16 protein-coding genes are annotated in these 22,902 nt (G+C 72.8%); 9 read left to right on the forward strand and 7 right to left on the reverse strand.

The window, feature by feature from the left end:
* Positions 1-20: 20 nt before the first annotated feature.
* Positions 21-2,075 carry a GWxTD domain-containing protein gene (locus tag B1759_RS11580; protein ID WP_095515240.1) on the forward strand — a complete coding sequence of 685 codons (2,055 nt, stop codon included), beginning with the start codon at positions 21-23 and terminating at the stop codon, positions 2,073-2,075.
* A gap of 84 nt (positions 2,076-2,159) precedes the next feature.
* Here the strand turns inward: B1759_RS11580 and B1759_RS11585 are convergent, their stop codons facing one another.
* On the reverse strand, positions 2,160-3,149 hold the full coding sequence (locus B1759_RS11585) for a YndJ family transporter (protein ID WP_095515241.1): 990 nt from the start codon (positions 3,147-3,149) through the stop codon (positions 2,160-2,162).
* Positions 3,150-3,332: 183 nt separating this feature from the next.
* Here B1759_RS11585 and B1759_RS11590 point away from each other — a divergent pair, with 183 nt between their 5' ends.
* Both B1759_RS11590 and B1759_RS11595 read left to right on the forward strand, forming a co-directional pair.
* Entirely contained in the window at positions 3,333-4,469 is a 1,137-nt protein-coding gene (locus B1759_RS11590) for a S1C family serine protease (RefSeq protein ID WP_095515242.1), read from the forward strand.
* Positions 4,470-4,534: 65 nt separating this feature from the next.
* Positions 4,535-5,590, forward strand: a complete 1,056-nt coding sequence (locus B1759_RS11595) for a hypothetical protein (RefSeq protein ID WP_095515243.1) — start codon at positions 4,535-4,537, stop codon at positions 5,588-5,590.
* A gap of 53 nt (positions 5,591-5,643) precedes the next feature.
* Here B1759_RS11595 and B1759_RS11600 read toward each other — a convergent pair whose 3' ends face one another.
* A complete protein-coding gene (locus B1759_RS11600) occupies positions 5,644-9,642 on the reverse strand; it encodes an NF038122 family metalloprotease (protein WP_095515244.1) in 3,999 nt (1,332 codons plus the stop codon).
* 173 nt (positions 9,643-9,815) lie between these two features.
* Between B1759_RS11600 and B1759_RS11605 the strand changes: the two genes are divergently transcribed.
* The 3 genes from B1759_RS11605 to B1759_RS11615 all read left to right on the forward strand — a co-directional run bounded on the left by B1759_RS11605 (position 9,816) and on the right by B1759_RS11615 (position 12,621).
* Positions 9,816-10,487, forward strand: a complete 672-nt coding sequence (locus tag B1759_RS11605; protein WP_095515245.1) for a hypothetical protein — start codon at positions 9,816-9,818, stop codon at positions 10,485-10,487.
* 100 nt (positions 10,488-10,587) lie between these two features.
* The gene (locus B1759_RS11610; RefSeq protein WP_095515246.1) at positions 10,588-12,126 is read left to right on the forward strand and encodes a magnesium chelatase; all 1,539 of its coding nucleotides are present in this window, start codon (positions 10,588-10,590) and stop codon (positions 12,124-12,126) included.
* 3 nt (positions 12,127-12,129) lie between these two features.
* A complete protein-coding gene (locus tag B1759_RS11615; protein ID WP_095515247.1) occupies positions 12,130-12,621 on the forward strand; it encodes a GNAT family N-acetyltransferase in 492 nt (163 codons plus the stop codon).
* 90 nt (positions 12,622-12,711) lie between these two features.
* Here B1759_RS11615 and B1759_RS11620 read toward each other — a convergent pair whose 3' ends face one another.
* Complete coding sequence (locus tag B1759_RS11620; RefSeq protein WP_095515248.1) at positions 12,712-13,371, reverse strand: hypothetical protein; 660 nt, start codon at positions 13,369-13,371, stop codon at positions 12,712-12,714.
* On the reverse strand, positions 13,372-13,713 hold the full coding sequence (locus B1759_RS11625) for a peptide chain release factor-like protein (protein ID WP_095515249.1): 342 nt from the start codon (positions 13,711-13,713) through the stop codon (positions 13,372-13,374).
* 53 nt (positions 13,714-13,766) lie between these two features.
* Here B1759_RS11625 and B1759_RS11630 point away from each other — a divergent pair, with 53 nt between their 5' ends.
* Positions 13,767-14,243 carry a sterol desaturase family protein gene (locus B1759_RS11630; protein WP_095515250.1) on the forward strand — a complete coding sequence of 159 codons (477 nt, stop codon included), beginning with the start codon at positions 13,767-13,769 and terminating at the stop codon, positions 14,241-14,243.
* A gap of 3 nt (positions 14,244-14,246) precedes the next feature.
* Here the strand turns inward: B1759_RS11630 and B1759_RS11635 are convergent, their stop codons facing one another.
* On the reverse strand, positions 14,247-15,236 hold the full coding sequence (locus B1759_RS11635; RefSeq protein ID WP_095515251.1) for a hypothetical protein: 990 nt from the start codon (positions 15,234-15,236) through the stop codon (positions 14,247-14,249).
* Between the two features lie 166 nt (positions 15,237-15,402).
* Between B1759_RS11635 and B1759_RS11640 the strand changes: the two genes are divergently transcribed.
* On the forward strand, positions 15,403-16,014 hold the full coding sequence (locus tag B1759_RS11640; protein ID WP_095515252.1) for an RNA polymerase sigma factor: 612 nt from the start codon (positions 15,403-15,405) through the stop codon (positions 16,012-16,014).
* 6 nt (positions 16,015-16,020) lie between these two features.
* Here B1759_RS11640 and B1759_RS11645 read toward each other — a convergent pair whose 3' ends face one another.
* Positions 16,021-17,313, reverse strand: coding sequence for a sensor histidine kinase (locus tag B1759_RS11645; protein WP_158225225.1), 1,293 nt, complete (start codon positions 17,311-17,313; stop codon positions 16,021-16,023).
* A 145-nt stretch (positions 17,314-17,458) separates the two neighbouring features.
* Here B1759_RS11645 and B1759_RS11650 point away from each other — a divergent pair, with 145 nt between their 5' ends.
* Complete coding sequence (locus B1759_RS11650) at positions 17,459-19,957, forward strand: CotH kinase family protein (protein ID WP_095515254.1); 2,499 nt, start codon at positions 17,459-17,461, stop codon at positions 19,955-19,957.
* 27 nt (positions 19,958-19,984) lie between these two features.
* On the opposite strand, the gene B1759_RS11655 is transcribed toward B1759_RS11650, so the two are convergent.
* Positions 19,985-22,891 carry a transglycosylase domain-containing protein gene (locus B1759_RS11655; RefSeq protein WP_095515255.1) on the reverse strand — a complete coding sequence of 969 codons (2,907 nt, stop codon included), beginning with the start codon at positions 22,889-22,891 and terminating at the stop codon, positions 19,985-19,987.
* Between the last annotated feature and the right edge of the window lie 11 nt (positions 22,892-22,902).

Genomic DNA, 22,902 nt, shown 5'->3' on the forward strand with positions numbered 1-22,902 from the left:
CGGATCGTCCGCCCCGACCCATGCGCTCCGTCCTCCTGCTCGTTCTGTTCGCGTTCGCGATGCCCACCCAGGCGCAGTCGGCGCTGGCGGAGGCCGAGGCGCGGCTGGCCGCGGGCGACTCCAGCGGCGCGCACGCCCTCCTCTACACCGCGCTCCGGGACGCCGACGACGACACGCCCGACCGCGCCGCGCTGACGCGCCTCCGGCTCCGCCTCGAACTGGCCGGGGTCGGGATGGGGAGCGTGCCGCGGCCCTTCCGCCACCAGCAGATCGTCGACGGCGCGACGCGCCTCCTCCGCCTCGCGCCCGCCGACACGCTCGCGCTCCGCGTGCTCGTGGACGACGCCGTGTGGACGGTGCTCCAGTGGCACGACCGCGTCCGCTTCGGGGACGTGTCCTCGCCCTACGGCGCCTTCATCAGCCCGGCCGAGATCGCGTCCCGGATGTCGACCTCGCGGTTCGACATGGACGACCGCGCGGCGATGGGCCCGCCGCTCGAACGCGACGGCCGCGCGCGGGACGCCCACCGCGACGCCGTCCGCTGGCTGGACACGTGGCGCACCGCCGACCCCGCCTCGTCCGCCGCGGCGCAGGCTGCCGCCACCCTGAACGTCGTCGCCCGCGACTGGGCCGGCCTGCTCGCCCTCGCCGAGGCCTGGAGCGCCGCCTCGGGCGACCCGCGGGCCGACCTGTACGCCGGCCTCGCCCACCACCACCTCGGCGACGCCGAGGCGGCCGGAGCCGCGTTCGACCGGGCGCTGCCGCGGCTCGCGCCCGTCGCCCGCGCCCGCTTCGAGAACGTCCGCCCGCTGCTGCCGCTGGACGCGCGCGAGGCCTATGACGCCGACCCGGCAGGGACGGCGGCGCGCTTCTGGGCCGAGACCGACCCGCGCCTGCTCACCGCGCGCTCCGAGCGGCGCGTCGAGCACCGCGCCCGCGTCGTCGAGGCGGACCTCCGGTTCGGGCGGAGCGTCGGCACGTTGTGGGAGCCGCCCGGTCCCGGCGCCGACACCGAGCAAGGCGTCCTGTGGGTTCGCTACGGGCCGCCGCGCCGCGCGATGTCGTTCACACCCAGCGAGTTCGGCGTCGCGGCCTACGGCGACGACAACTTCCGCGTCTGGGACTACGAGGACTTCCAGTTCGTCTTCGACGACCCCGAGCGCGACGGCGCCTTCCGCACCTACAGTCCGCCCGCCGTCGCGTTCTCCGGTCCTGGCGCGTCGGCGCGGCGCGACGACTTCGTGATGCGCGACCGCGCCATGCAGCGCACCGACCCGCAGCGGTCGCAGGACCTGCCCACGGCCGAGGTGCCGGTGCTCGTGTCGCGCTTCCGCGCAGCGGGCGGTGGCACCGAGGTGGTGGTCGGGTTCGGGGTGCTGGTCTCGGAGATGCCGCCTCCGGTGCGAACGGGCGCCTTCGCCCTGACCGACGGTCAGGTGACGGACCGCGCCGTGCAGGAGCGCGACCGGCTCGCGGCGGGCCGCATCGTGCGGAGTGGGGGGGAGGCGGTCTGGGCCGAGGCCGCGACCCTCCGCCTGTCCGGCCCCGGGACGGTCCGCGTGGAGGCCGAGGCGGCCGGAGGCACGCCACGCGGCGCTGCCGACGTGGCCATCGAGCCGCTGGCGGACGGCGTGGCTGGCGCCGGCCTTCGGTTCGGCCTGAGCGACCTGCTGCTGGCGACGAGCGTGGACGACGAGGGACGCGGCCCGGTCGTCCGCGACGGGCTGGGCATCGTGCCCGCGCCGCGGGCCGCGTTCGCCACGACGGACCCGGTGTACGTGGTGCTGGAGGCGTACGGCCTCGCGATGGATGAGGGGCGGACGCGGACGACGGTCGAGGCGACCCTCCGCCCGGTGGCGCGGCGCGGCGGCCTCCTCGGTCGCCTCTTCGGCCGCGGCCAGGGACCGGGCGTTTCCGTGACCACCGAGGCCAGCGGCGTTCGCGCCGACGAGGTCGTCTCGTTCTTCATCGACATCCGGGACCAGGACCCGGGCCGCTACACGCTCACGGTCACCGTGGAGGATGCCGTCGCGGGTCGGTCCGCCTCGGCGCAGCGCGAGGTGGTGCTGGAGTGAGGCGGACGCGTTCGCGCAGGGGCACGCCATCGGCGTGCCCGCGGGATACCGCGGTCGGTCGGGTCCCGCGAGCCGACGAGCGGGTTACCGGGTCCGCGGCCGCACCCGCCGCCACCCGAGCGCGCCCCACAGGCCGAAGCCGAACGCGTTGAGCCACCCGTGCCGCGCCGTCATCCAGGCGATGTCGGGCGGGTCGACTCCGAGGCGCGTGCCGAACTGGAACCAGCCCGCGAGGACCATCGCCAGAGCGAGCGCGCCGCCTGAGACGGCCACCATCAGCCCCGCCGTCCGGTCCTCGAAGGCGCCCCCGCGGACGACGCCGAGCCCGCCCATGCCGATGGCCGACGCGGTGAGCACCGCCACCCCGAGTGCCTCGACGAGCGAGCCGCCCGCCGGGCCGCGGCTCAGCGCGATCCCCGCCGCGACGCCCCAGAACCCGACCGCCAGCCCGACGACCAGCCCGGCATGCAGCCGGTGCCAGCGCGCCGGGAGCGTCCGTCCGAGGAGCCCTGCCCAGACCAGCACGAGGGCGCCCGCGTAGTGGAAATGCGCGGCCGTGAGGAGCGCCACGAGGCTCCCGTACCCGGTGTCGATGCCCGAGCGCGCGAGCACCAGCCAGAGGGCCCCGCCCGGCAGCGTCGCCCAGCCCAGGGCGAGGGCGGCCTCGGCGGCGTCGAGGCGGGCCGACTGCCACTGGCCGAGGGCCTCGCGCGCAGCCCACACCGCGAGCGTGACGGTCGGCAGCAGCCAGACCGCCGCCAGAGCGCCTGCGACCACGCCCTCCGGCACGAGCAGCGACCCGGCCGCGCCGATCATCCCCGGAATCAACAGCCACGACGCTGCCGTGAGGACGCGAGGGGCCGGGGCGAACGAGGCAGGCACGCTGGCCGTCAGGAACAGGGGGATCAGTGCCAGCGGCGCCAGCAGCACGAGGTGCGCCGCCTCCTCGGCTGTCCCCGTGTCGGTGGCGAGCGGGAGGAACAGCAGGCCCAGCCACGCGATCATGCCGGCGAACGCGATGCGGGAGAGGCGCTGGGTGAGGAACGGCACGGCGGCGGGAGCGAGAGGGCGCATGGTACGCCGACCCGGAGGGCACGGTCGCGAGGCGCCGCGCGTTGAGCGTCTCCCCCACGCCGAGACACGCGGAGCGACCTCGCGCCGCGAGGATGCCGCCTGCGACGCCGACGTGCGGTCCACGGCGTGTTCAGAAACCGACCGGAGCCGCCCCCGTACCCCCGCCTTCTCCACGGACTCGCCATGCGACTCGCCCCCCTCGTCTTCGCCTTCGCCCTCGTCGGGTGCCAGCAGCAGGTTCACTCTCAACAGGCCGACGGCCCCGTCGCCGTCGACGCGCCCGGCGCGCTGGAGCGGGCCGAGATCCAGGTCGGGACGAGCCGCCGGACGGCCATCACGCGCGCCGTCGAGGTGGCCAGCCCCGCCGTCGTGTCGGTCAACGTGATCGAGGTGCAGCGCGTCGTGCGCCGGGCGAACCCCATCGAGGAGCTGTTCTACGGGCGTCGGATCCCGGACCGCGTCTATCAGCAGGAGGTCCAGAGCCTCGGCTCGGGCTTCGTCATCTCCGAGGATGGCTACATCGTCACCAACGACCACGTCGCGGGGCAGGCCACCAAGATCACGATCGCGTTCCCGAACGGCACCCAGATGCCCGCCACGCTGGTCGGCAGCGACCCCGAAACCGACATCGCGCTCCTCAAGGTGGACCCTCCAGGGCCGCTCCCGTACCTCGCCTTCGAAGAGAACGGTGACGCGGTGGTCGGCGAGTGGGCCATCGCGCTGGGCAACCCGTTTGGCCTGTTCGAGGCCGCCGAGCCGACCGTCACGGTGGGCGTGGTGAGCGCCATCGGGCGCGACTTCCCGGCGCAGCAGGGCCGCATCTTCCGCGACATGATCCAGACCGACGCGGCCATCAACAGCGGCAACTCGGGCGGGCCGCTGCTGAACGCGCTCGGCCGGGTGATCGGCATGAACACGATCATCTACACCCAGTCGGGCGGATCGGTCGGGCTGGGCTTCTCGGTGCCGTCGTGGCGCGTCCGCCAGGTGGTGGAGGAGCTGCGGGAGGATGGCGTCGTGGACCGCTCCTTCTACACGGGCCTGAGCATCCGGCCGGTGAGCGCGCGGCTGGCGCAGCAGCTCGGCCTGAGCGACGCGCGCGGCCTGGTGGTGACCTCCATCGACTCGAACAGCCCGGCCGAGCGGGCGGGCTTCCTGCCGCGCGACGTGATCGCGACCATCGAGGGCGAGCCGGTGCGCTCCAACGAGGACGTGCGCGACCGGCTGGTCGACAAGCGCGCCGGAGACTCGGTCCGCCTCGGCGTCGTCCGCGGCGGTGAGGCCCTCGACCTCACGCTGACGCTCGGGGACGCACGATGAGGAGAGGCACGCGGCACCGAGTGTGGGGCAGGAAGAGGAGACTCGGCACGCTGGCCGCCTGCCTCTTGCCCCTGGCTCTCCAGGCCTGTCTGCCGTCGAGCCAGAAGGAGAACAGCCGCGCCCTCGCCGCCGCCGACTCGGCCGCCCAGGCCATCGCCGAGGCGGTGCCGGTGGACACGCTCGCCCAGGTCTGGACCGCCCGTGCCCCCGAGGCCGACCCGATGACCGTGCCGTCCACCATCGCGTGGGTCGGCGGGGCGCTCGCGGTCGTGGAGACGCAGGAGGGCAGCGTCCGCCGGTTCTCGGCCGAGGGCGACTATCGCGACCGGACCGACGTGCCCACGGGCAGCTTCCCGTACGGCGCGGGCGTCCGTGGCGACACGCTGGTGGTGCTCGCGCGCGGGACGCCTGCGCTGCTGTGGGTCGTGCCGGGCGAGGGCGTCGTCCGCGAGGTCCCGGCGCCGCTCGGGGCCACGGTGGCGCTCGCCACGCGCGACGTGCTGGCCGTCCGTGTGGGCGGCGGGCCGGACACGCTGGCGCCCGCGGTCGTCCGGCTGGACGAGCGGGGACGGGAAACGGCGCGGCAGGCGCTGCCCGGCTCCGCGTGGCGCTCGGTCGGCTTTCTGCGGTGGTGGCGCGACCGCGTGGTGGCGCTCTCCGGCTACCGCCCCGTCGTCGACCGCCTGGAGCCTACCGAGGCGGGCGGTCTCGGCGCGGCCGACACGCTCGCGCTGACGGGCTTCTACTCGCCCCAGCTCGTCCGCTCGGCGCAGTTCATGCGCGACGAGGTGGACGAGCCGCCGCTGCTCACGTCGAGCGCCGCCGCCCTCCTGGGCCGTCTGTTCGTGCTCAACCTCCGCTCCGACGAGGTCCGCGTGGATGTCTACGACCGGCGCGGCCAGCTGGAGCGCGTGCTCGTCAGCCCCACGCGGGGTCTGGAGATCGACGTGGCGCAGGACCTCGCGATCCGCCGCGCACCCGACGGGGCGGTCGAACTGGCGGTGCTGATGGTGCGCCCGCCAGGCGTCCTCCAGACGCCGGAGAGCCGGGTGATCCTGTTCCGGTGGGACGGCGCGCCGCCCGTCCCGTCGGAGCGCGATTCTGTCCCGACCCTCCCGTAAAGGCTCGAACCTCCCCGCCTCGGCACCGAGGCGAGGAGGGCCGGATGACGAGGCTACCGTACCACCGTGACCGTCCGCGCGGCTTGCTCGGTGCCCGCCACGAGGCGGATCACGTAGACGCCCGGCGCCAGCGACGCCGCCGGGAACGGCAGCTCGTGCGCCCCCGCCGCCATCGGCGCCTCGGCGAGGATCGCCACGCGGCGGCCCAGCGCGTCGAACACCGACACCGACACGTCGGCGGCCTCGGCCAGCGCGAACCGGACGCGGCCGACGCCGCCCACCGGGTTCGGGTCGACGCCCGCCAGCGTGAACGCTTCCGGGGCCTCGGCCTCGGACGCCACCGGGCTCACGCTCAGCGTCAGCGGGTAGCGGACGACCGGCGTGGTCGGGTTGTTGGTCAGGAACGCGATCTCGTCGGTCAACTCGCCCGGCGGCAGGTCCGTCGCGTCCACCTCCAGGATCACGTCGAAGGCCTCGCGCGGGGCGATGGAGCGGTCGGCAAAGATCGGAGCCCCGGCGCGCACGCGCGTGCCGACGCCCGCGGGCAGGTCCGGCGGGTCGATGCGGACGAGCCGCGCCGTCGCCCCGCTGGCCGCGTCCGAGCGCGTGGTGACGAAGAACGAGCCGTCCGGGTCGAGGCGGTCCCGGAGCAGTCCGTACACGCCCATGGACTGGCCGAGCACGTCGGCCGAGAACACGCCGCTGGCCTCGCCGAAGCCCGCGCCGAACTGGTCGCGCGGGAGCAACTCGGTGGCCCCGCCCGTCATCTCCAGAAGGCCCTGCGCGAACGAGACGCCCGGCAGCGAGGTGGCCCCCGCGTCGATGTCGCGCCCGGCGACGAAAGCCGGGTAGCCCGGCAGCAGCGCGCCGTCGGCGGTGACCGCGAGCACGCCCGACGTGGCGTACGACCCGATGAGGAAGGCGTCCAGCTCGGGGCTGTAGTCCATGCCGAAGGGCGTGAAGTCGAGCGGGACCGTGCGCCCGGTCGGTACGATGCTGCCGCTCGAGAGGGTGACCTCGGCGAGCGTGGCGTCTTCGAACAGCGCGACCCAGAGCGACCCCGTCTGGTCGTTGTAGGCCACGCCAGTGACCGACGCGCCAAGGGCGGTCGAGCTAAACGTGTCGCCGGGGTCCATGAGGTCGCGCGCCAGGACCGTCGCCGTCGTCGTCGTCGTCGAGGCGCCGTCGAACAGCACGATGTCGCCGTTGGGCAACTGGGCGAGGTCGTAGAGCTTGGGCGCCGTGCCGAACGAGACCGCACCGAGCACGTCGCCGTCGTCGAGGGCCCCCGCCGACGACCGCATGCCCGCCGTCTCGGCGATGGCCGTGCCGGGTGCCGCCAGCCCGTCGAAGGCCGAGTGCCCCAGCGACGCGGCTGCGCCCGCCTCGAACCGGCTCGTGGCGGGCTCCAGCACGCGGACGAACGAGAGCGTCGCGTCGCCGCCGTTCTGGAGACTCAGCGTGCGCTCAGAGACGTCGCCGCCGTAGATGTTCAGCGGCAGGATCGGCTCCGCCTCCGTGATCGTGGGCTGGACGGCGCCGCCGACCGAGAACTCGATCGGGAACGGCGCCGGGTCGTCGCCGGGCTGGTTGGTCCGCAGCTCGACGCTGCCGCGATAGAAGCCGGTCTCCAGCGCGCTTGCGTCGACGGTCAGCGTGAGGTCTACGGAGCCGTTGCCCGGGATCACGCCGCCGACCGGAGTGACGTAGAACGGTGCCTCGCCCTCGGCCACGTCCACCACGATGTCGTCGAGGAACCAGCCGACGTCGGTCACGCTGGCGTCGCTCTCGAAGCGGAAGGCGAACTGGACGGGGGTGGGGAAGCTCGCGATGCCCGCCACCTCGATCGTGGCCGTCTCCCAGGCGCCCTCGGTGTTGCGGAGGAGGCCGCCGTCGGAGGAGGCGAGCTCCTCGAAGGTCTGCCCGCCGTCGACCGACAGGAGCACCGAGGCGATGTCGAAGCCCGTCTCGGCCTGGAGGTAGTACGCGAACGAGAGCGTCACGCGGCTGTCCGGCGAGGCGCCGCTCAGGTCGATGGTCGGCGTGCGGATCTGGCCGAACGTGTTGTCCGCGTAGGAGTCGATGAAGAGCGTGCTGCCGTAGTACAGCGCCGTCGGGCTGGAGTGGCCGGGCAGGGCCGCCGGGCCCGTCGTGCGCGTCTGCCAGCGGTCCGGCGCCGACTTCCGGTTGAAGAGGAACGACGCGAGCGGGTCGGCGCCCTCGAAGTCGGCCGAGAAGACCGGCGCCGCGGTGCGGGCGGCCTCGGTGGTCTCGGGGAACGCGAAGGCGCGCGTGACGAGCCCCGTCAGCACGCGGTAGCTCAGGTCGAAGGTGCCCGCGTTGGACACCGGGAGGCCCGCCGTGCGCGTCTCGTCGGTGCCGAGGTCGCCGAGCGTGGTCGGGAGGTCGCCGACGGTCAGCTCCGGGGGGACGGCGCCGCCGGTCGTGAACGTCACCGGGACCTCGACCACGCCGCGGTCGTCGTCGTTGGAGCGGATGCGGACGATCCCCTCGACGATGGCCTGGCCGTTGACCCCGCCGATGGTGAGCTGGCGCGTCGTGGAGCCGCCCGCCGGGACGGTGCCAGTGCCGCTGGCGACGGAGAACGTCGGGGACGTGGTGGTCGGGAAGGTGTTCGTGCGCACGAGCTCGATCACGAAGTCGAGCGGCGCCGTGCTGTCGGCGTTGCCGATCACCAGCGGCACGGAGCGCGTGGCCCCCGCGTTCACGTCACCGAGGTCGATCGGGTCGGTGATCAGGAAGCGGTCGTCGATGGCCTGGCCATCCACGCTGAGCGCCAGCGTCGCCGTCGGCGGGTCGTAGTCGACGGTGTAGCCGATGATGTCGAGCATCCGGATGTCGGCGTAGCGCAGTGGGTCGCGGGTGCCGCGGCCGAGGTTGGGGTCCATGATGCCGATCTTGCGCGCCGCGCCGAGGGACGGTGGGCGCAGCGCGTCGTCGCGCCAGTGCGAGGCCTGCTGGCCGTCGCCGCCTTGCCGCGCGCCGGTGGCCGTCGAGACCTCGAACGTGGCCGGTCCGTCGAAGAAGACCTGCACCGGCTCGAAGTAGGTCACCCCGTTCTCGACCGTCAGCACGACCGAGTTGGGCGGCCCCGGCGTCACGACCCGCTGCGCGGTCTCAAAGCCGACGCCGTCGGTCAGGCTCTCGCCTGCCACCACGGCGTCCGGGCGGACGCGGAACAGGTCCCACGGCGCGAACAGCGGCTCCGAGCCCGCCGCCGTGACCCCGATGGCCGACGTGAACCCGAGCGCGTGCCCGATCTCGTGGATGGCGACGCCCTCGAAGTCCGTCTTGTCGCTGTCGACGCCGTCGGTCGGGTCGAAGTCGTACGGGAAGGCGTCGTTGAAGCCGATCGAGGGCACGTTGCCGAAGGGCGCCGAGGAGTTCGTGACGGCGGGCAGGTAGCCGAGCACCTGGAGCGAGATCTGCCCGCCGATGCCGCGGTTGAGGGTGGCGCCGTCGGCACTGGTCGAGGGGGTCGGGGATGGGATGGCGTTGTAGAGCGCCGTCTCCTGGGCGTCGGAGGCGCGGGCCTTCAGGCGCGCGACCATGTCGGCCGTGCCGGTCGTGCCGCCCGCGAACTGGAGCGCCGAGTTCGTGGAGCCGAGCACGTTGGCGTCGTAGGGCGTCCCGAAGCGCTCCGGGCCGTAGTCCACGTCGATCACCGCCGTGATGTCGTTCTGGAGGACCCGCTCCCAGCGCGCGGCCGAACGCCGGAAGGCGAGCAGCGCCTCGGGGCGGTCCAGCAGCTGGTCCGTCGCCCGCAGGACGATGCGGAAGCCCGACGTGCCCTCGGCGTTGAGCGACGGCAGCGGCGTCAGGCGCACGCTCTGGCCCGTCAGGTTCGCGGTCGCGTCGTGGAGGCCCTGCGCCTGCGCCTCGGTGGCCTCGTCGCAGATCAGGTCGCCGCCGGGACCGACGGTCAGGATGTGGACGCCCGCGTGGGCGGGGAGGGGCTGCTGTGCGACCGCGGGCAGCAGCAGCGCGGTCAGGCTGAAGAGCGCCGCGAGGCGGACGAACGACGAGGGCATAGAACCGAATGCGATGTGGCGGGCACACATGGTACGAACCGACGCCCGACGCCACGGGGCACAGCCCACCCTCCAGACCCCCCACAGGGACGGCTGGAGGCCCGGGTTGGGGCGTTCCCTCAGGAGCCTCCGTGCAGGCGCGCACGTTCAGGAGACGCCCCATCTCCACGCCGATGCGCTCGCTCCCTCTCGCCCTGCTCCTGGCCCTCGCCGCCTGCGCGCCCACCGACCCCGCTGAGACGCCCGAGGCGGACGTACCCGCGCCGTCGCCACCCACCGCGGAGGCGCCGGAGCCCGCGGGCGCCGACACGCTCTCGATCACGACCGACACCGCCGACCTGGCGGCCCGCCCGGCGGCACCCGTCCGGGTAGAGGGCGCCTGCCCGTTTGAGGGCTGCGTCTACGGCACTTGGACCACCTCGGCCGAGACGACCGTCTACGCCACTGCCGATGCGTCGAGCGCGTCGTTCACCGTCCCCGCCGGGACCGCGCTTGAGGCGGACCGCGGCTTCGTCCTCGTGACGCGGCTGGGTGAGGTCGTGGTGGATGCGGCCAGCGACCTGTACCTCGCCTCTGGCGAGACGGCCCCGCTGGCGCCCGGCGACACGCTCCTCGTGCTCGACTACGAGGGCGAGGGCAGCTCGCGCGTCTGGTTCGACGGCCGGATCGGGTTCTCCGAAGCTGGGGGCTTCCAGGGGCCACCCGGCGAGGAGCCCGCCCTCCGCCCGCTCACCGAGGCGGTCACCGAGTGGTGGGCCCACGTCACCGCGCCCGACGGCCGAAGCGGCTGGCTCTGGATGGACGAGACGCCCGACGTGAGCGGCGCCGACGCGCTCGGCGGCTGATCTCCCCCTGCCCGCCTCGATGCCGAGGCTAGCGGGCCTCGGGGGCGGAACGGCGCACGGCGGGCGGCGTGAAGGGACGCCAACAGAAAACCGTCCCCCGATGGCAGACGCCCCCCAGATTTCGACGCTCGGCGACCTCAAGGCGTCGGGCTACCGGCCCCGCTCCGTCAAGGACGAGATCCGCGCTAACCTGATCGCCCGCCTCCAGTCTGGCGACGACGTGTTTCCCGGCATCCTCGGCTTCGACCGGACCGTCATCCCGCAGGTCCAGAATGCGCTGCTGGGTCGCCACGACTTCATCCTGCTCGGCCTCCGCGGCCAGGCCAAGAGCCGCATCGTGCGGATGCTGCCGTCGCTCCTCGACGAGTGGGTGCCCGAGGTCGAAGGCTCCGAGATCCACGACGACCCGCTGGACCCGGTCTCGAAGTACGCCCGCGACCTGATCCACGACCAGGGCGACGAGACGCCGGTCTCCTGGCTCCACCGGTCCGCCCGCTACGGCGAGAAGCTGGCCACGCCCGACACGTCCATCGCCGACCTCATCGGCGACATCGACCCGATCAAGGCGGCCACGAGGAAGCTGACCTACGCCGACGAGGAGGTGATCCACTTCGGCATCATCCCGCGCACGCACCGGGGCATCTTCGCCATCAACGAGCTGCCGGACCTCCAGCCGCGCATCCAGGTGGGCCTGCTCAACATCATGGAGGAGCAGGACATCCAGATCCGTGGCTTCAACGTCCGCATCCCGATCGACGTGCTGATGGTGTACACGGCCAACCCGGAGGACTATACCAACCGCGGCTCGATCATCACGCCGCTCAAGGACCGCATCGACTCCCAGATCCTGACCCACTACCCGCGCGAGCTGGGCATCGGCGTCGAGATCACGCGGCAGGAGGCGTGGGCCGAGCGCGACGGCGCGGTGACCGTCCACGTCCCGCACGTCTTTCGGCAGATCGTCGAGCAGGTGGCCTTCGAGGCGCGGGCCTCCGAGTACGTCGATCAGAAGTCGGGCGTCTCGGCGCGGCTGACGCGGGCGGCGCTGGAGGACCTAGTCTCGGCCGCCGAGCGGCGCGCGCTGATCCACGGCGAATCTGAGACCACGCTCCGCGCGAGCGACCTCGAAGCCATCGAGCCCGCCGTGACGGGCAAGGTGGAGCTGGTCTACGAGGGCGAGCAGGAGGGCGCGCAGGGCGTCGCCCGGGCGCTCGTCGGCAAGGCGGTCTCTACCATCGTCAAGACCTACCTCCCGGACCCGACCGCCAAGGGGTCCGGCGCCGACGGTGGCCGCGCGGCCTACCGCGAGGTCCTCGGCTGGTTCTCGAAGGGCCACACGGTCGACCTCGACACCGACCTCCGCTTCGCCGAGTACGTCCAGCAGCTCGACCGCGTCGAGGGGCTCGGGGCGCTCGTGGACGCGCACACCGCGCCGCCGTCACCCGCCGAGAAGGCGTCGATGATGGAGCTGGCGCTGGAGATGCTCCACCAGCACTCGCTGCTCGGCAAGGAGGTCGCCGACGACGGCGCCAGCTACGCCGACATGATGGGTTCCGTCCTCTCCGGCCTCGGCTCCTTCGGCGCGGACGACGACGACGACCTCGACGACGACGAGGAGGACTACCGTCGCTTCGGCTGACCCATGACGCTCCGCCCCGCCACCCCTGCCGACGCCGCGACCGTGTGCGAGCTCGTCCGCGAGCTGGCCGCCTACGAGAAGGCGTCGGCGGACGACGTCTCGGCCTCGACGGCCGCGTTCGCCGCTGCGCTCGCGCCCGACGCCTCGCCCCGCCTCGGCTGTCTGCTCGCCGAGGTGGACGGCGTCGCAGCGGGCGTCGCGGTCTTCTTTCCCGCCTTCTCGACGTGGCGCGCGGGCTGGGGGCTTTATCTGGAAGACCTGTTCGTGCGCCCGGCCTACCGCGGGCAGGGCATCGGGCTGGCGTTGTTCCGCGCCGTCGCCGCGGAGGCCGTCGCGCGTGGGGCCGAGCGGCTGGAGTGGATCGTGCTCGACTGGAACGAACTCGCGCTCGGCTTCTACCGCTCGCTGGGCGCCGAGGCACTGGACGAGTGGACCAAGATGCGGCTCACCGGCGACGCTCTTGCCGCGCTGGCCGAGCCGGTGCGCGACGCGTAAGGACGCGATCCAACGTGTCTGCCAGACCGCCCCGGGCACGACGAGTCGTGTCCCTCCAGGTGCCCGGAGCGGGGCATCGTCGTTCGGCCGCTACTCCACCAACCGTCCGTTCTCCACCTCTACCTCGGCCCAGTTGGAGATCGCATCGGGCGAGGCGGCGATGACGCGGAGGCGGCGGCGCCCCGGCCCGACGGCGTCGAGGTCCAGCACGAGTCGGTCCGCGTGGATGTCGAGGGCGTTCTCCTCCAGCACGCGGTCGTCGACGAGCGCGGTGCCGTCCTCGTCGTCCAGCATCAGCTCCGAGCCGTCGGTGGCGCGGGCCGTGAAGACGAGCAGGCTCGGGTCGGCCGGGTCGAGGCCTTCGACGCGCAGCGACAGCGACGGCCGGATGGCGGGCACGTCGCGCCCGAGGAGCACGTAGCCGACGCCCCCCACCTCGACGGGCACGAGGACCGGGCGCGGCGCCTCGTCGGACACGCGGACTACCACGCGGCCATCGCCGAGCGACTCCACCTCGACGCCCGGCGCGGGCGGGAAGGTGGCCTCGGCATCGGTGCCGAGCAGCGACGCGACGGCGAGCGTGTCGGACTGCCCGCTGCGGATCTCGATCTCCTGCAGTGGCGCCCGGAGTGGCCCCGAGGCGGTGTCGGCCAGGGCCAGCGAGGCGTCCGGCGGCGGCGCCGGGGCGTCGGCGGCGGTATCGCCGCAGCCGACGAGGGCGGCGGCGAGGAAGAGCGAGAGAGGGCGCATCTACACGTCGGGGGGGCGGCGGAGCTTCTTCTTCTCCGACCGCTGGCGCTTGGCCTCCAGGCGGCGGCGCTTCGAGCCCCGAGTCGGCTTCGTCTGGCGCCGCGGCGTGACGGGCCGGTTGGCTTCTTCGAGACGCCGCCGCAGCTCTTGGACGGCGAGGGCCTTGTTGCGGAACTGGCTCCGCGAACTCCGTTCGTTGACGACGGTCCCGGTCGGCCGGTGCGTGAGGCGGACGGCCGTCTCGACCTTGTTGGCGCGCTGCCCACCCTTCGTGCTGCCCGAGAGCGTCTCCACGTCGCACTCGGCCATCAGGTCGTCGTTGGAGTCGGGGATGTCGGGCACAGCCGGATGGAAGGAGAGAGTAGGTTCTACGGCGTCCTCGCCGTCTCGGTCCCGTGCTTCGCTTCGGTCTTCTCGTCGTCGCCGCCTTCGTCGTCATGGAGGTGGCGTCGTACGTGCTCCACCGGTTCGTCTTCCACGGCGTCCTGTGGCGCATCCACCGGACGCACCACGACCCGGCGCATGGCCACGGCAAGGGCATCGAGTGGAACGACCTCTTCTCCGTCGGCTTCGCGGCGCTCTCGATGGGCCTGCTGTGGGCGGGCCGCGCCGACCCGCTGGCGAGCACCGCCTTCCCGCTGGGCGTAGGCATCGCGGTGTACGGGCTGCTCTACTTCGTCCTCCACGATCTCTACGCGCACGGGCGGCTGGGACCGAAGAAGACGACGGTCTCGGCGGCGCAGGCCGTCAAACGGGCGCATGGGCGGCACCACCAGTCGCTGTCGAAGGTCGGCCAGGAGCCGTACGGGCTGTTCCTGTTCCCCCCGTGGATGGGGCGGCGGTTCGAGCGGAAACGGGACCGCGCGGCCTGAGCGTCAGCGCGTCGCGGTGACGACGGCTTGGGCGCCTCCGGGGATCAGACGGACCACCGCTGTGGCGACGACGTGCGCGCCGTCGGGCTCGTCTCGCATCCACGTCTGCACGCGAGCCTGGTCCGAGGAGGCCTCGTCGGACCGGAGCGCCCAGCCGTCCGTCTCGAAGCGCGTCGTCAGGTCGGCGGCGGCGGACGCCAGCGTCCCGCCGGGAATCGTGAGGACGGAGTACGTGCCTCGATACTGCTGAGTCGCACCGTCGAAGCCGAAGCTCTGGGTGGACGATTGCTCCCCCACCGATCGAAGCCAAGGCAGGTCGGGGCCTCGAAACACAGAGGGCTCGTCGGCCGGCTCGTCGATGATTTCGCCATCGCCGATCACGTCGGCCATGTCGACGGGCTCGTCGATGATCTCGCCATCGCCGATCACGTCCGTCATGTCGCTCGGCTCGTCGAAGATCTCGCCGTCGCCGATCACGTCGGCCGCGTCGTGGACGGTCACAGATTCCGGATCGGAGGCGCACCCACCCGCCTCGATGGAGATGCTCACGAAGGCGCCCCCTGCTTGGCGGGGCGCGAACAGCACGTCGCCGTGCGCGTCGGGGCCGCAGAGCCGGAGCCCCGTCGGTGCATACGGCGACGGCTCCGCCGTCCAGCCGGTCGGGAGGGGGTGGGTGGCGTAGGTCGCTGCGAGGGCGTCCGGGGTGCCGTCGAGGCGGGCGAAGCCGAGCGCGAAGAACGGGCCCTCGGGGGCCTCGGGCACGGGCTGGATCGTGATCCCTCCGAGGGCTGAGGCTTCGGGCGGCAGCAGCGTGCGGTCGATGCCCGCAGGCCACCCGCTCTGCTCGACCCCGACTGACGCGTCTCCCATGCTCGACCCCATCACGAACATGGAGAAGAACGCTTCGAGGAGTTCGTTTTCAGTGCTTTGCGCGCTCGCGGTGGAAGACGCGGCGGCGAGCAGCGCGAGGACGCCGAGGCGAAGAAGACGCATCGTGTGAGGGCGAGATCGTGTGCCGGAGGGTAGCCGCCGCCCGCGGCCCCTGTCAACGTCCGGCTCCCGAGCCTCCGGGGTGGCCCCGCCTGCCTGGGCGCCGAGGCGGGAGGCCGCGACGGGCCGGGCCGAGTGGCGCTAGCTTCCGGCATCGCCCGCCGAAGCCATGTCCGAGCCGTCCTCCGCCCCCCCGTCCGCCTCCTCCGAGGAGGACCGCGCGACGGTCGCCGCGGCCGTCGGCGGCGACCAGCGGGCCTACGAGCGCCTGCTCACCAAGTACCAGGGGCCGCTGCGGCGCCACGTCGGCAAGATGGTGCGCGACCAGGGGCAGGTGGACGACCTCGTGCAGGAGGCGTTCGTCAAGGCGTTCAGCAACATCGAGAGCTACAACCCGGCCTACGCCTTCTCGACGTGGCTCTACCGGATCACGACGAACCACACGATCGACTACATCCGCAAGAAAAAGCTGCCGACGTTCTCGATCGACAAGCCGGTCCAGACGCGCGACGGCCAGTTGCAGATGGAACTGCCGGACTCGACGTACCGCCCGGACCGCGCCATCGTCACCGACCAGCGCAATGAGATCCTGAGCGCGGCCATCGCCGAGTTGCCGGAGAAGTACCACCGGGTGATCGTGATGCGCCACCAGCAGGAGATGACCTACGAGGAGATCGCGACCGAGCTGGACCTGCCGCTGGGCACCGTCAAGGCGCACATCTTCCGTGCCCGCGCGCTCCTCAACAAGGCGCTCCGCGCACGACGCGCCGAGCTGGAGTAGCCGCCGTCAGGCGGTCGGCAGCCGGAGCACGAACGTGGTCCCGGCGCCCTCGGTGCTCTCGACCGCCAGCGTTCCGCGGTGGCCCTGCACCACGATATCGTGGCTGAGCGAGAGGCCCAGCCCCGTACCCTGGCCCGCCGGCTTGGTGGTGAAGAAGGGCTCGAAGACGCGCGCGCGGACGGCCTCCGGCATCCCGGTCCCGTTGTCGGCCACGCGGACCTCGACGGCGTCCTCGACGTGCCGGGTGGCGACCGTCACGGCCGGGACGTAGCCGGGGCTTGCAGACGCGGCCCGCGTGCGGACGGCGTCGAGCGCGTTGCCGACCAGGTTGATGATCACGCGCCCGATCTCCTGGGGCACCGCCTCGACCTCACCCACCTCGGGCCCGAGGTCGAGGGAGGGCGCCACGCCGAACGTCGGGTGCTGGACCCGCGCCGCGTGCGCCACGTGCCCGACGTACTCCGCCACGAGCGGGTTGAGCGCGACCCGCCGCCGGTCGCGGCTGCCGCTCCGCGCGTGGTCCATCATCGCGCGCACGATGCCGTCGGCGCGGCGGCCGTGCTGCTCGATCTTCTCGACGTTCAGCCGCAGGTCGGACAGGATCGCGGCGCGCTCCTCGGCGTCGGTCTCCTCGGCCAGCTCGTCCACCAGCTCCTGCGACAGGGAGGCGAAGTTGGTGACGAAGTTGAGCGGGTTTTTGATCTCGTGCGCGATGCCCGCGGTCAGCGCGCCGAGCGAGGCCATCTTCTCCTGCTGGACGAGCTGCGCCTGGGCGGCCTGCAGGTCGGCGAGGGACTGGTTGAGCTCCTCCGTGCGCCGGGCGACCTCCTCCTGGAGCTGGCGCGTGCGCTCGTCCAGGAGGTCGTTCATGGTGCCCTGCTCGGGCTGCATCGCGTCCGGGACGGAGAAGTGGAAGTGGGCGAGCAGCCAGCGGCCGTCCTCGCGTTCGAGCGCGAACGTGAAGCGGGGCCGCTCGACGACGGCCTCGCCGTCGAGGTCGATGGTGACCGCGATCTCGCCCACGGCGACCGCCGACGCGTCGTGGAGCCGGTGGACCGTCATCCACGGCACGTCGAGCGTGAACGGGTACGACATGCCCTCGTGCTCACGCCGCACCATCGCCCGGAGGGCGGCGCGGTTGGCGTAGTAGTCGCCAGGGCCGGTCCCGTAGCCGGTGAAGCTGGGGCGGACGGCCGCCATGAACCGCTCGGTGGCCTCGGGCGACGCGTCCACCCAGTCGCGGAGCAGGGCGTGGACGGCGTCGCGGATCGTCGGGTCGTCGGGGGGCGTCGGGTCCATGGGCGTGGAGGGACGTGCGTGGGGTGTACGGAGCGGCGTGCATCTGGCTCCCGGACGGGTCCTGGGAGGTGGGGACCCCCGCCGATCCCCCATGCCCGGAAATAAGCGGTCGGGCTAGGTTGAGCGCTCCCCACAGACCCCGCGCATGCGCCTGGCTTCCCTCGTCGCCCTCGTCTCTCTCGTCAGCTTCGCGGGTGCCCACGCGCAGTCGGTCGTCGTCAACGAACTGCTCGCGTCCAACGCGACGACGCTCGCCGACCCCGACTTCGGGGACTACGGCGACTGGATCGAACTCTACAACCCCGCGAGCACGCCCGCCGATCTCAGCGGCTACTACCTCACCGACGACTTCGACGAGCCGACCCGCTGGCGCATCCCGGACGGGACCGTGCTCGCGCCGGGCGGCTTCCTCGTGGTCTGGACCGATGACGAGGACACGGGCCCGCCGGCCACGATCGCGCTGCACACCGACTTCAAGCTGTCCGGTGGCGGCGAGCAGGTCGGCCTGTTCGACCCCGCGGGGGCTGTCGTCGACACGCTGACGTTCGGCGAGCAGACGACCGACATCTCCTATGGTCGGTACCCGGACGGCGCCGCCGACCGCGGCGTCTTCCCCACGCCGACGCCTGGCGCGGCCAACGACACCGCGCCTGGCGGCGACGTGCTGGAGGTCCCGACGGTGTCGCTGGAGAGCGGCTTCTACGGCAGCGGCGAGTCGGTCGAGCTGGGGGCCGAGGCGGGGGCCACCATCCGCTACACGCTGGACGGGTCGCCGCCCTCTGAGGCTTCTCCGGCGTACACCGCGCCGCTGGCGCTCTCCGCGACGACGGTGCTTCGGGCGGCGGCCTTCGCGCCGGACGCCGAGGCCAGCCCCGTCGTCACGCGAACGTTCTTCGTGGGCGAGGGAGGGGCGCTGCCGGTGATCTCGCTCGTGACCGACCCGGCGGGCTTCTTCAGCGACACGTCGGGCATCTACGTCGAAGGCACGAACGGCATTCCGGGACGCTGCCGGAGCTACCCGGTCAACTGGAACCAGGACTGGGAGCGCGAGACGCAGTTCACGTTCTTCGAGCCCGACGGCGCGGGCGGCTTCGAGCGCGTGCTGGACCAGGGCGCAGGCGTCGCCATCTTCGGCGGCTGCAGCCGCATCTATCCCCAGAAGTCCCTCGAACTGCACGCTCGGAGCCGGTACGGGGCGTCCGACTTCGCGTACCGCTTCTTCGACGGTGTCGACATCGAGAGCTTCGACGACCTCGTGCTGCGGAGCTCGGCGCAGGACTGGTGGCGGACCATGTTCCGCGACGGCATGATCCAGACGGTCACGCGCCACATGGACCTCGACGGGCAGGCCTACCGGCCCACGGTCGTCTTCCTGAACGGCGAGTACTGGGGCATCCACAACCTGCGCGAGAAGCTCAACGCGGACTACGTCGCCGGCCACTACGGCATCGCCGACGACGACGTGGAGCTGATCGAGGGGACGTGGGGCGGCCAGTCGGAGCACTACGACGCCTTCTCGGACTTCCTCGACGCCAACGACCTCAACGACCCCGACGCGTTCGCGTACGTGGAGACGCAGATGGACGTCGACCAGTACCTCAGCTACCTCGTCGCCGAGATCTACAGTGCCAATGCGGACTGGCCCGGCAACAACCTCAAGCTGTGGCGTCCGCGCACCGCGGAGGGCCGCTGGCGCTGGATGCTCTTCGACACCGACTTCGGCTTCGGCGGCAACGCCAACGGCCAGGCGAGCAGCAACACGCTCGCTCTCGCGACGGAGCCCAACGGCACGGACTGGCCGAACCCGGCCTGGTCCACGCATCTCTTCCGCCGCCTGCTGACGAACGACGGCTTCCGGCACGCCTTCATCCAGCGCCTCGCGGCACACATGACCACGACGTTCGAGCAGGAGCGCGTCGTGGGGGTGATCGACAGCCTCCAGGCGGCCATCGCGCCCGAGATGCCGCGCCACACGACGCGCTGGCCGCAGTCGGTGTCGTTCGGGTCGAGCTGGGAGGGCAACGTCCAGATCATGCGCGACTTCGCGCGCGACCGCGCCGTGAAGGTACGCGGGCACGTGAATGGCTACTTCGACGAGGTCTCCGGTTCGGCCCGCCTCGACGTGGGCGTGGCGGGCGGCGGACAGGTGATCGCGGAGGGCGTCCCGCTACCTCGCCAGGACCCGGCGGCGCCGTTCGAGTCCGTCTTCTTCCGCGGCGTCCCGGTGCGCCTGACCGCCGTGCCCGATGAGGGCTACTACTTCGTCGGCTGGTCTGGCGCGGCGAATGGCACCGAGCGCGACGCGTCGGTGGTGCTGACCGGGACGGCGGCGCTCACGGCCACGTTCGCGCTCGGGACGGATCGGGACGAGGCCGCCCTCGCGCAGACGACCCTCGGCCCGGCCTACCCGAACCCGGCCTCCGGCACGGCGACGGTCGAGGTGACGATGGCCGCGCCGGGTCCGCTCACGGTCCGCCTGGTGGACATGCTCGGCCGCGAGGTCGCCACGCTGGCCGACGGGCCGACGGCGGCGGGGAGGCACCGGCTGTCGGTCGACACGCGCGGGTTGCCGAGCGGCGTCTACACGGTCGTGATGGCATCGGGCGACGTGCGCGCGTCGCGTCGGGTGGTCGTGGTGCGGTAGCCTGCCTCGGCGCCGAGGCGGGGGGAGCTAGAAGCCGATTCGGCCCCCGTCGCCAGACCGGGGCGACTCCTGCGGCTGGGGCGCGGGCGGCGCCTCCGGTGCGACCGGGGCTTCGTCCAGCGGCTCCAGCCTGAAGTCGCCATCGCCCACGAACTCGTCCTCGAACGGACCGGCGCGGCGGGCATCCTCCTCGCGCTTGTCGTCGCGGAAGGCGTCGGCGATCTCGCGCTCGATCTCGCGGCGGGCCTCGGCGATGGCCCGGTCGCGGACGCCCGCGACGCGGTCGGCCCAGCCGTCGCGCCAGCCGTTGCGGTCCACCTCGCGGGCGGCGCGGCGGAGCACCTCGCGGGCGGCCTCCCGCAGGATCGGGTCGTCGATCTGGTCCAGCTCGTCGAAGGCGTCGTCGAGCCATTCCTCGTTCTCGGCGAGGATCTCCTCACGCCGGCTCCGCGTGTCGCGGCGGTCGGGGAGGGGGTAGATCTCGTCGTCGCGCGGGTCGAGGCCGCGCCCGGGCGTGCGCGGGCCGTAGCCGTCCGGCACGTCCGCCTCGCCGCCGAAGAGACGGTCGCCGACGCCCGCGAGCCAGTCTGCAACGCGGTCCCAGACGCCCGGTCCGTCGGCCTCGGGGTCCGGCTGGGGGAAGGCGAGGTTCGTGTCGACGAGGCCGTCGCGCTGGAACGTCCGGTTGAGGTCGCCGACGAGGCGGAGCGCGTTGTGGCCGCCCTGGCCCCAGTACGATGAGCGGAAGGTGACCCGCGGGTCGTCGAAGCCGACCCACGCGCCGGTGACGAGGTCGGGCCGCATGAGGAGGAACCAGCCGTCGGCGCCGTCCTGCGTGGTGCCCGTCTTGCCCGCGAGGTCGCCGCGGCCGCTGAAGGCCGACCGGATCTCGGTGCCCGTGCCGCGGTCCACGACGCCGCGCATCATGTCGAGCAGGTCGACGGCCACCTCGGGGTCCAGCGCGCGGTCGGCGTCGGGTTCGAAGCGGGCGATCTCGTTGCCGTCGCGGTCCGTGATGTGGGTGACGGTGACCGGATCGCGCCGCGTGCCGCCCGAGGCGATCGTGGCGTATGCGCCCGTCAGCTCCAGCAGCGACACGTCGCTCGTGCCGAGGGCCAGCGACGGGACCGCCTCCAGGTCGCTCGTGATGCCCATCCGCCGGGCCGTCCGCGCCATGTCTCTCGCGCCGACCTCGTCGACCAGCCGCGCGGCGATGGTGTTCTTGGAGGACGCGAGGCCGTCGCGCAGCGAGATCATCTCGCCGGAGGACTGACCGCTGGCGTTCGCCGGCTGCCAGATCACGCCGTCGGCCATCTCAATGGACACGTCCTCGTCGGGCAGCACGTCGTCCGGGCGGAAGCCCTCTTCGAGGGCGCGTGCGTAGAGGAACGGCTTGAACGTCGAGCCCGGCTGGCGGCGAGCGCGGGCCACGTGGTCGTAGGCCGAGCGCGCGAACGAGCGGCTGCCGATCCACACCTTCACGTGTCCGGTCTCGGGCTTGATGGCCGTCATCGCGACCTCCAGCCGCATCTTGACCGCGCGGAGCGAGTCGACGAACGACTCGGTGCTGCGGAGACGCTCCAGCACGGCCGCCGGCTCCTCGCCCGCGTCGACCGCCCGGCGGTACGTCTCGGTGCCGCGGACGAACGCGTCGGCGGCGTCGCGGCGGAGCGTCCAGAAGCGCTCGAAGGGCTCGGTGGTGCGGGACGCCGTCACGTAGGGCGCCGTGGTGGTGCCGAGGCGGGAGACCTCGGCCCGCCCCCACTCCACGTCGGCCACGGCCTGGAGCGCGTCGCCGAAGCGGGTGGCCGTCTCCTGCGCGTCCTGCTGCATCCGCCAGTCGAGCGTCGTGTGGATGGTCAGCCCGTCGCCGTAGAGGCTGTAGCCGGTGCGGTCGGCCCAGGCCTCCAGCCGCACGCGGACGTGCTCGGTGAAGTGGGGCGCGCGGCTGCGCTGGATCGACTGGCGCTCGAAGCGGAGGCCGAGCGGCTGCTCGCGCAGGTCGGCCGCCTCCGCCTCGGGCAGGTCGCCGAAGCGGACCATCTGGCCCAGCACCACGTTGCGCCGCGCCAGCGCTCGCTCCGGGTGGCGGTACGGGTTGTAGGACGAGGTGCCCTTCAGCATGCCGACGAGCGTCGCGGCCTGGAGCCGGTCGAGGTCGTCGGCCGAGGTCGAGAAGTAGGTCCGCGCGGCCATCTCGATGCCGTGCGCGTTGTACAGGAACGGGACCGTGTTGAGGTACAGCTCCAGGATCTCGTCCTTCGTGTAGACGCCCTCGATCTTGCGAGCCGTGATGGCCTCGCGGATCTTGCGCGTCACCGAGGCGCTGTTGCCGATGTCGTCCGGGAAGAGGTTGCGCGCGAGCTGCTGGGTGATCGTGGACGCGCCCCGCAGGCCGTCGCCAGTCAGCGCGCCCTTGAACACGGCCGCCCAGCCGAGCAGGTCCACGCCGCCGTGCGAGCGGAAGCGCCGGTCCTCGGTCGCGATCAGCGCGTCGACGACGTGGGGCGAGATGTCGTCCAGGGAGCGCCACTCGCGGCCCTGGCGGGCGTAGCGCGTCAGCTCGACGCCGTCGGCCGAGACGACGACCGAGGGGTCGATCTCGCGTGCATTCCGAAGGTCGCGGACGCTCGGCGTGAACGGCCACAGCAGGATCGTGTAGCCCATCAGCAGGAGCAGCCCCACCACGCCCATCACGGTCCCGAGGCCGGCCAGCCCGCCTGTGGTCCACAGCGCGCGCTTCGGCTTCGAAAGGTCGGGGTCGCGCACCTTGCCCCAGATGTAAACGGCCTTCGTGCGCAGCCACGTCCAGATCGCGACGGTGATCCGGCGGACGTGCGTCCACCACCACGTCAGCGCGCGACGCCAGCGGGGCGAAGGGCCGGACGCTGGGGACGGCGTCGGAGCAGGGGAGGGGGACGGGACGTCGGGCATGGGGGGACGAG

The organism is Rubrivirga sp. SAORIC476 (genome assembly GCF_002283555.1).
Classification (GTDB): Bacteria; Bacteroidota; Rhodothermia; order Rhodothermales; family Rubricoccaceae; genus Rubrivirga.

What these genes read in the sequence shown, in the direction of transcription:
- B1759_RS11590 (WP_095515242.1), top strand. Translation starts at nt 3,333, where the DNA reads ATGCGACTCGCCCCCCTCGTCTTCGCCTTCGCCCTCGTCGGGTGCCAG.
- B1759_RS11650 (WP_095515254.1), top strand. Translation starts at nt 17,459, where the DNA reads ATGCGCCTGGCTTCCCTCGTCGCCCTCGTCTCTCTCGTCAGCTTCGCG.
- B1759_RS11655 (WP_095515255.1), bottom strand. Translation starts at nt 22,891, where the DNA reads ATGCCCGACGTCCCGTCCCCCTCCCCTGCTCCGACGCCGTCCCCAGCG.
- B1759_RS11620 (WP_095515248.1), bottom strand. Translation starts at nt 13,371, where the DNA reads ATGCGCCCTCTCTCGCTCTTCCTCGCCGCCGCCCTCGTCGGCTGCGGC.
- B1759_RS11615 (WP_095515247.1), top strand. Translation starts at nt 12,130, where the DNA reads ATGACGCTCCGCCCCGCCACCCCTGCCGACGCCGCGACCGTGTGCGAG.
- B1759_RS11610 (WP_095515246.1), top strand. Translation starts at nt 10,588, where the DNA reads ATGGCAGACGCCCCCCAGATTTCGACGCTCGGCGACCTCAAGGCGTCG.
- B1759_RS11585 (WP_095515241.1), bottom strand. Translation starts at nt 3,149, where the DNA reads ATGCGCCCTCTCGCTCCCGCCGCCGTGCCGTTCCTCACCCAGCGCCTC.
- B1759_RS11645 (WP_158225225.1), bottom strand. Translation starts at nt 17,313, where the DNA reads ATGGACCCGACGCCCCCCGACGACCCGACGATCCGCGACGCCGTCCAC.
- B1759_RS11605 (WP_095515245.1), top strand. Translation starts at nt 9,816, where the DNA reads ATGCGCTCGCTCCCTCTCGCCCTGCTCCTGGCCCTCGCCGCCTGCGCG.
- B1759_RS11600 (WP_095515244.1), bottom strand. Translation starts at nt 9,642, where the DNA reads ATGCCCTCGTCGTTCGTCCGCCTCGCGGCGCTCTTCAGCCTGACCGCG.
- B1759_RS11640 (WP_095515252.1), top strand. Translation starts at nt 15,403, where the DNA reads ATGTCCGAGCCGTCCTCCGCCCCCCCGTCCGCCTCCTCCGAGGAGGAC.
- B1759_RS11635 (WP_095515251.1), bottom strand. Translation starts at nt 15,236, where the DNA reads ATGCGTCTTCTTCGCCTCGGCGTCCTCGCGCTGCTCGCCGCCGCGTCT.
- B1759_RS11580 (WP_095515240.1), top strand. Translation starts at nt 21, where the DNA reads ATGCGCTCCGTCCTCCTGCTCGTTCTGTTCGCGTTCGCGATGCCCACC.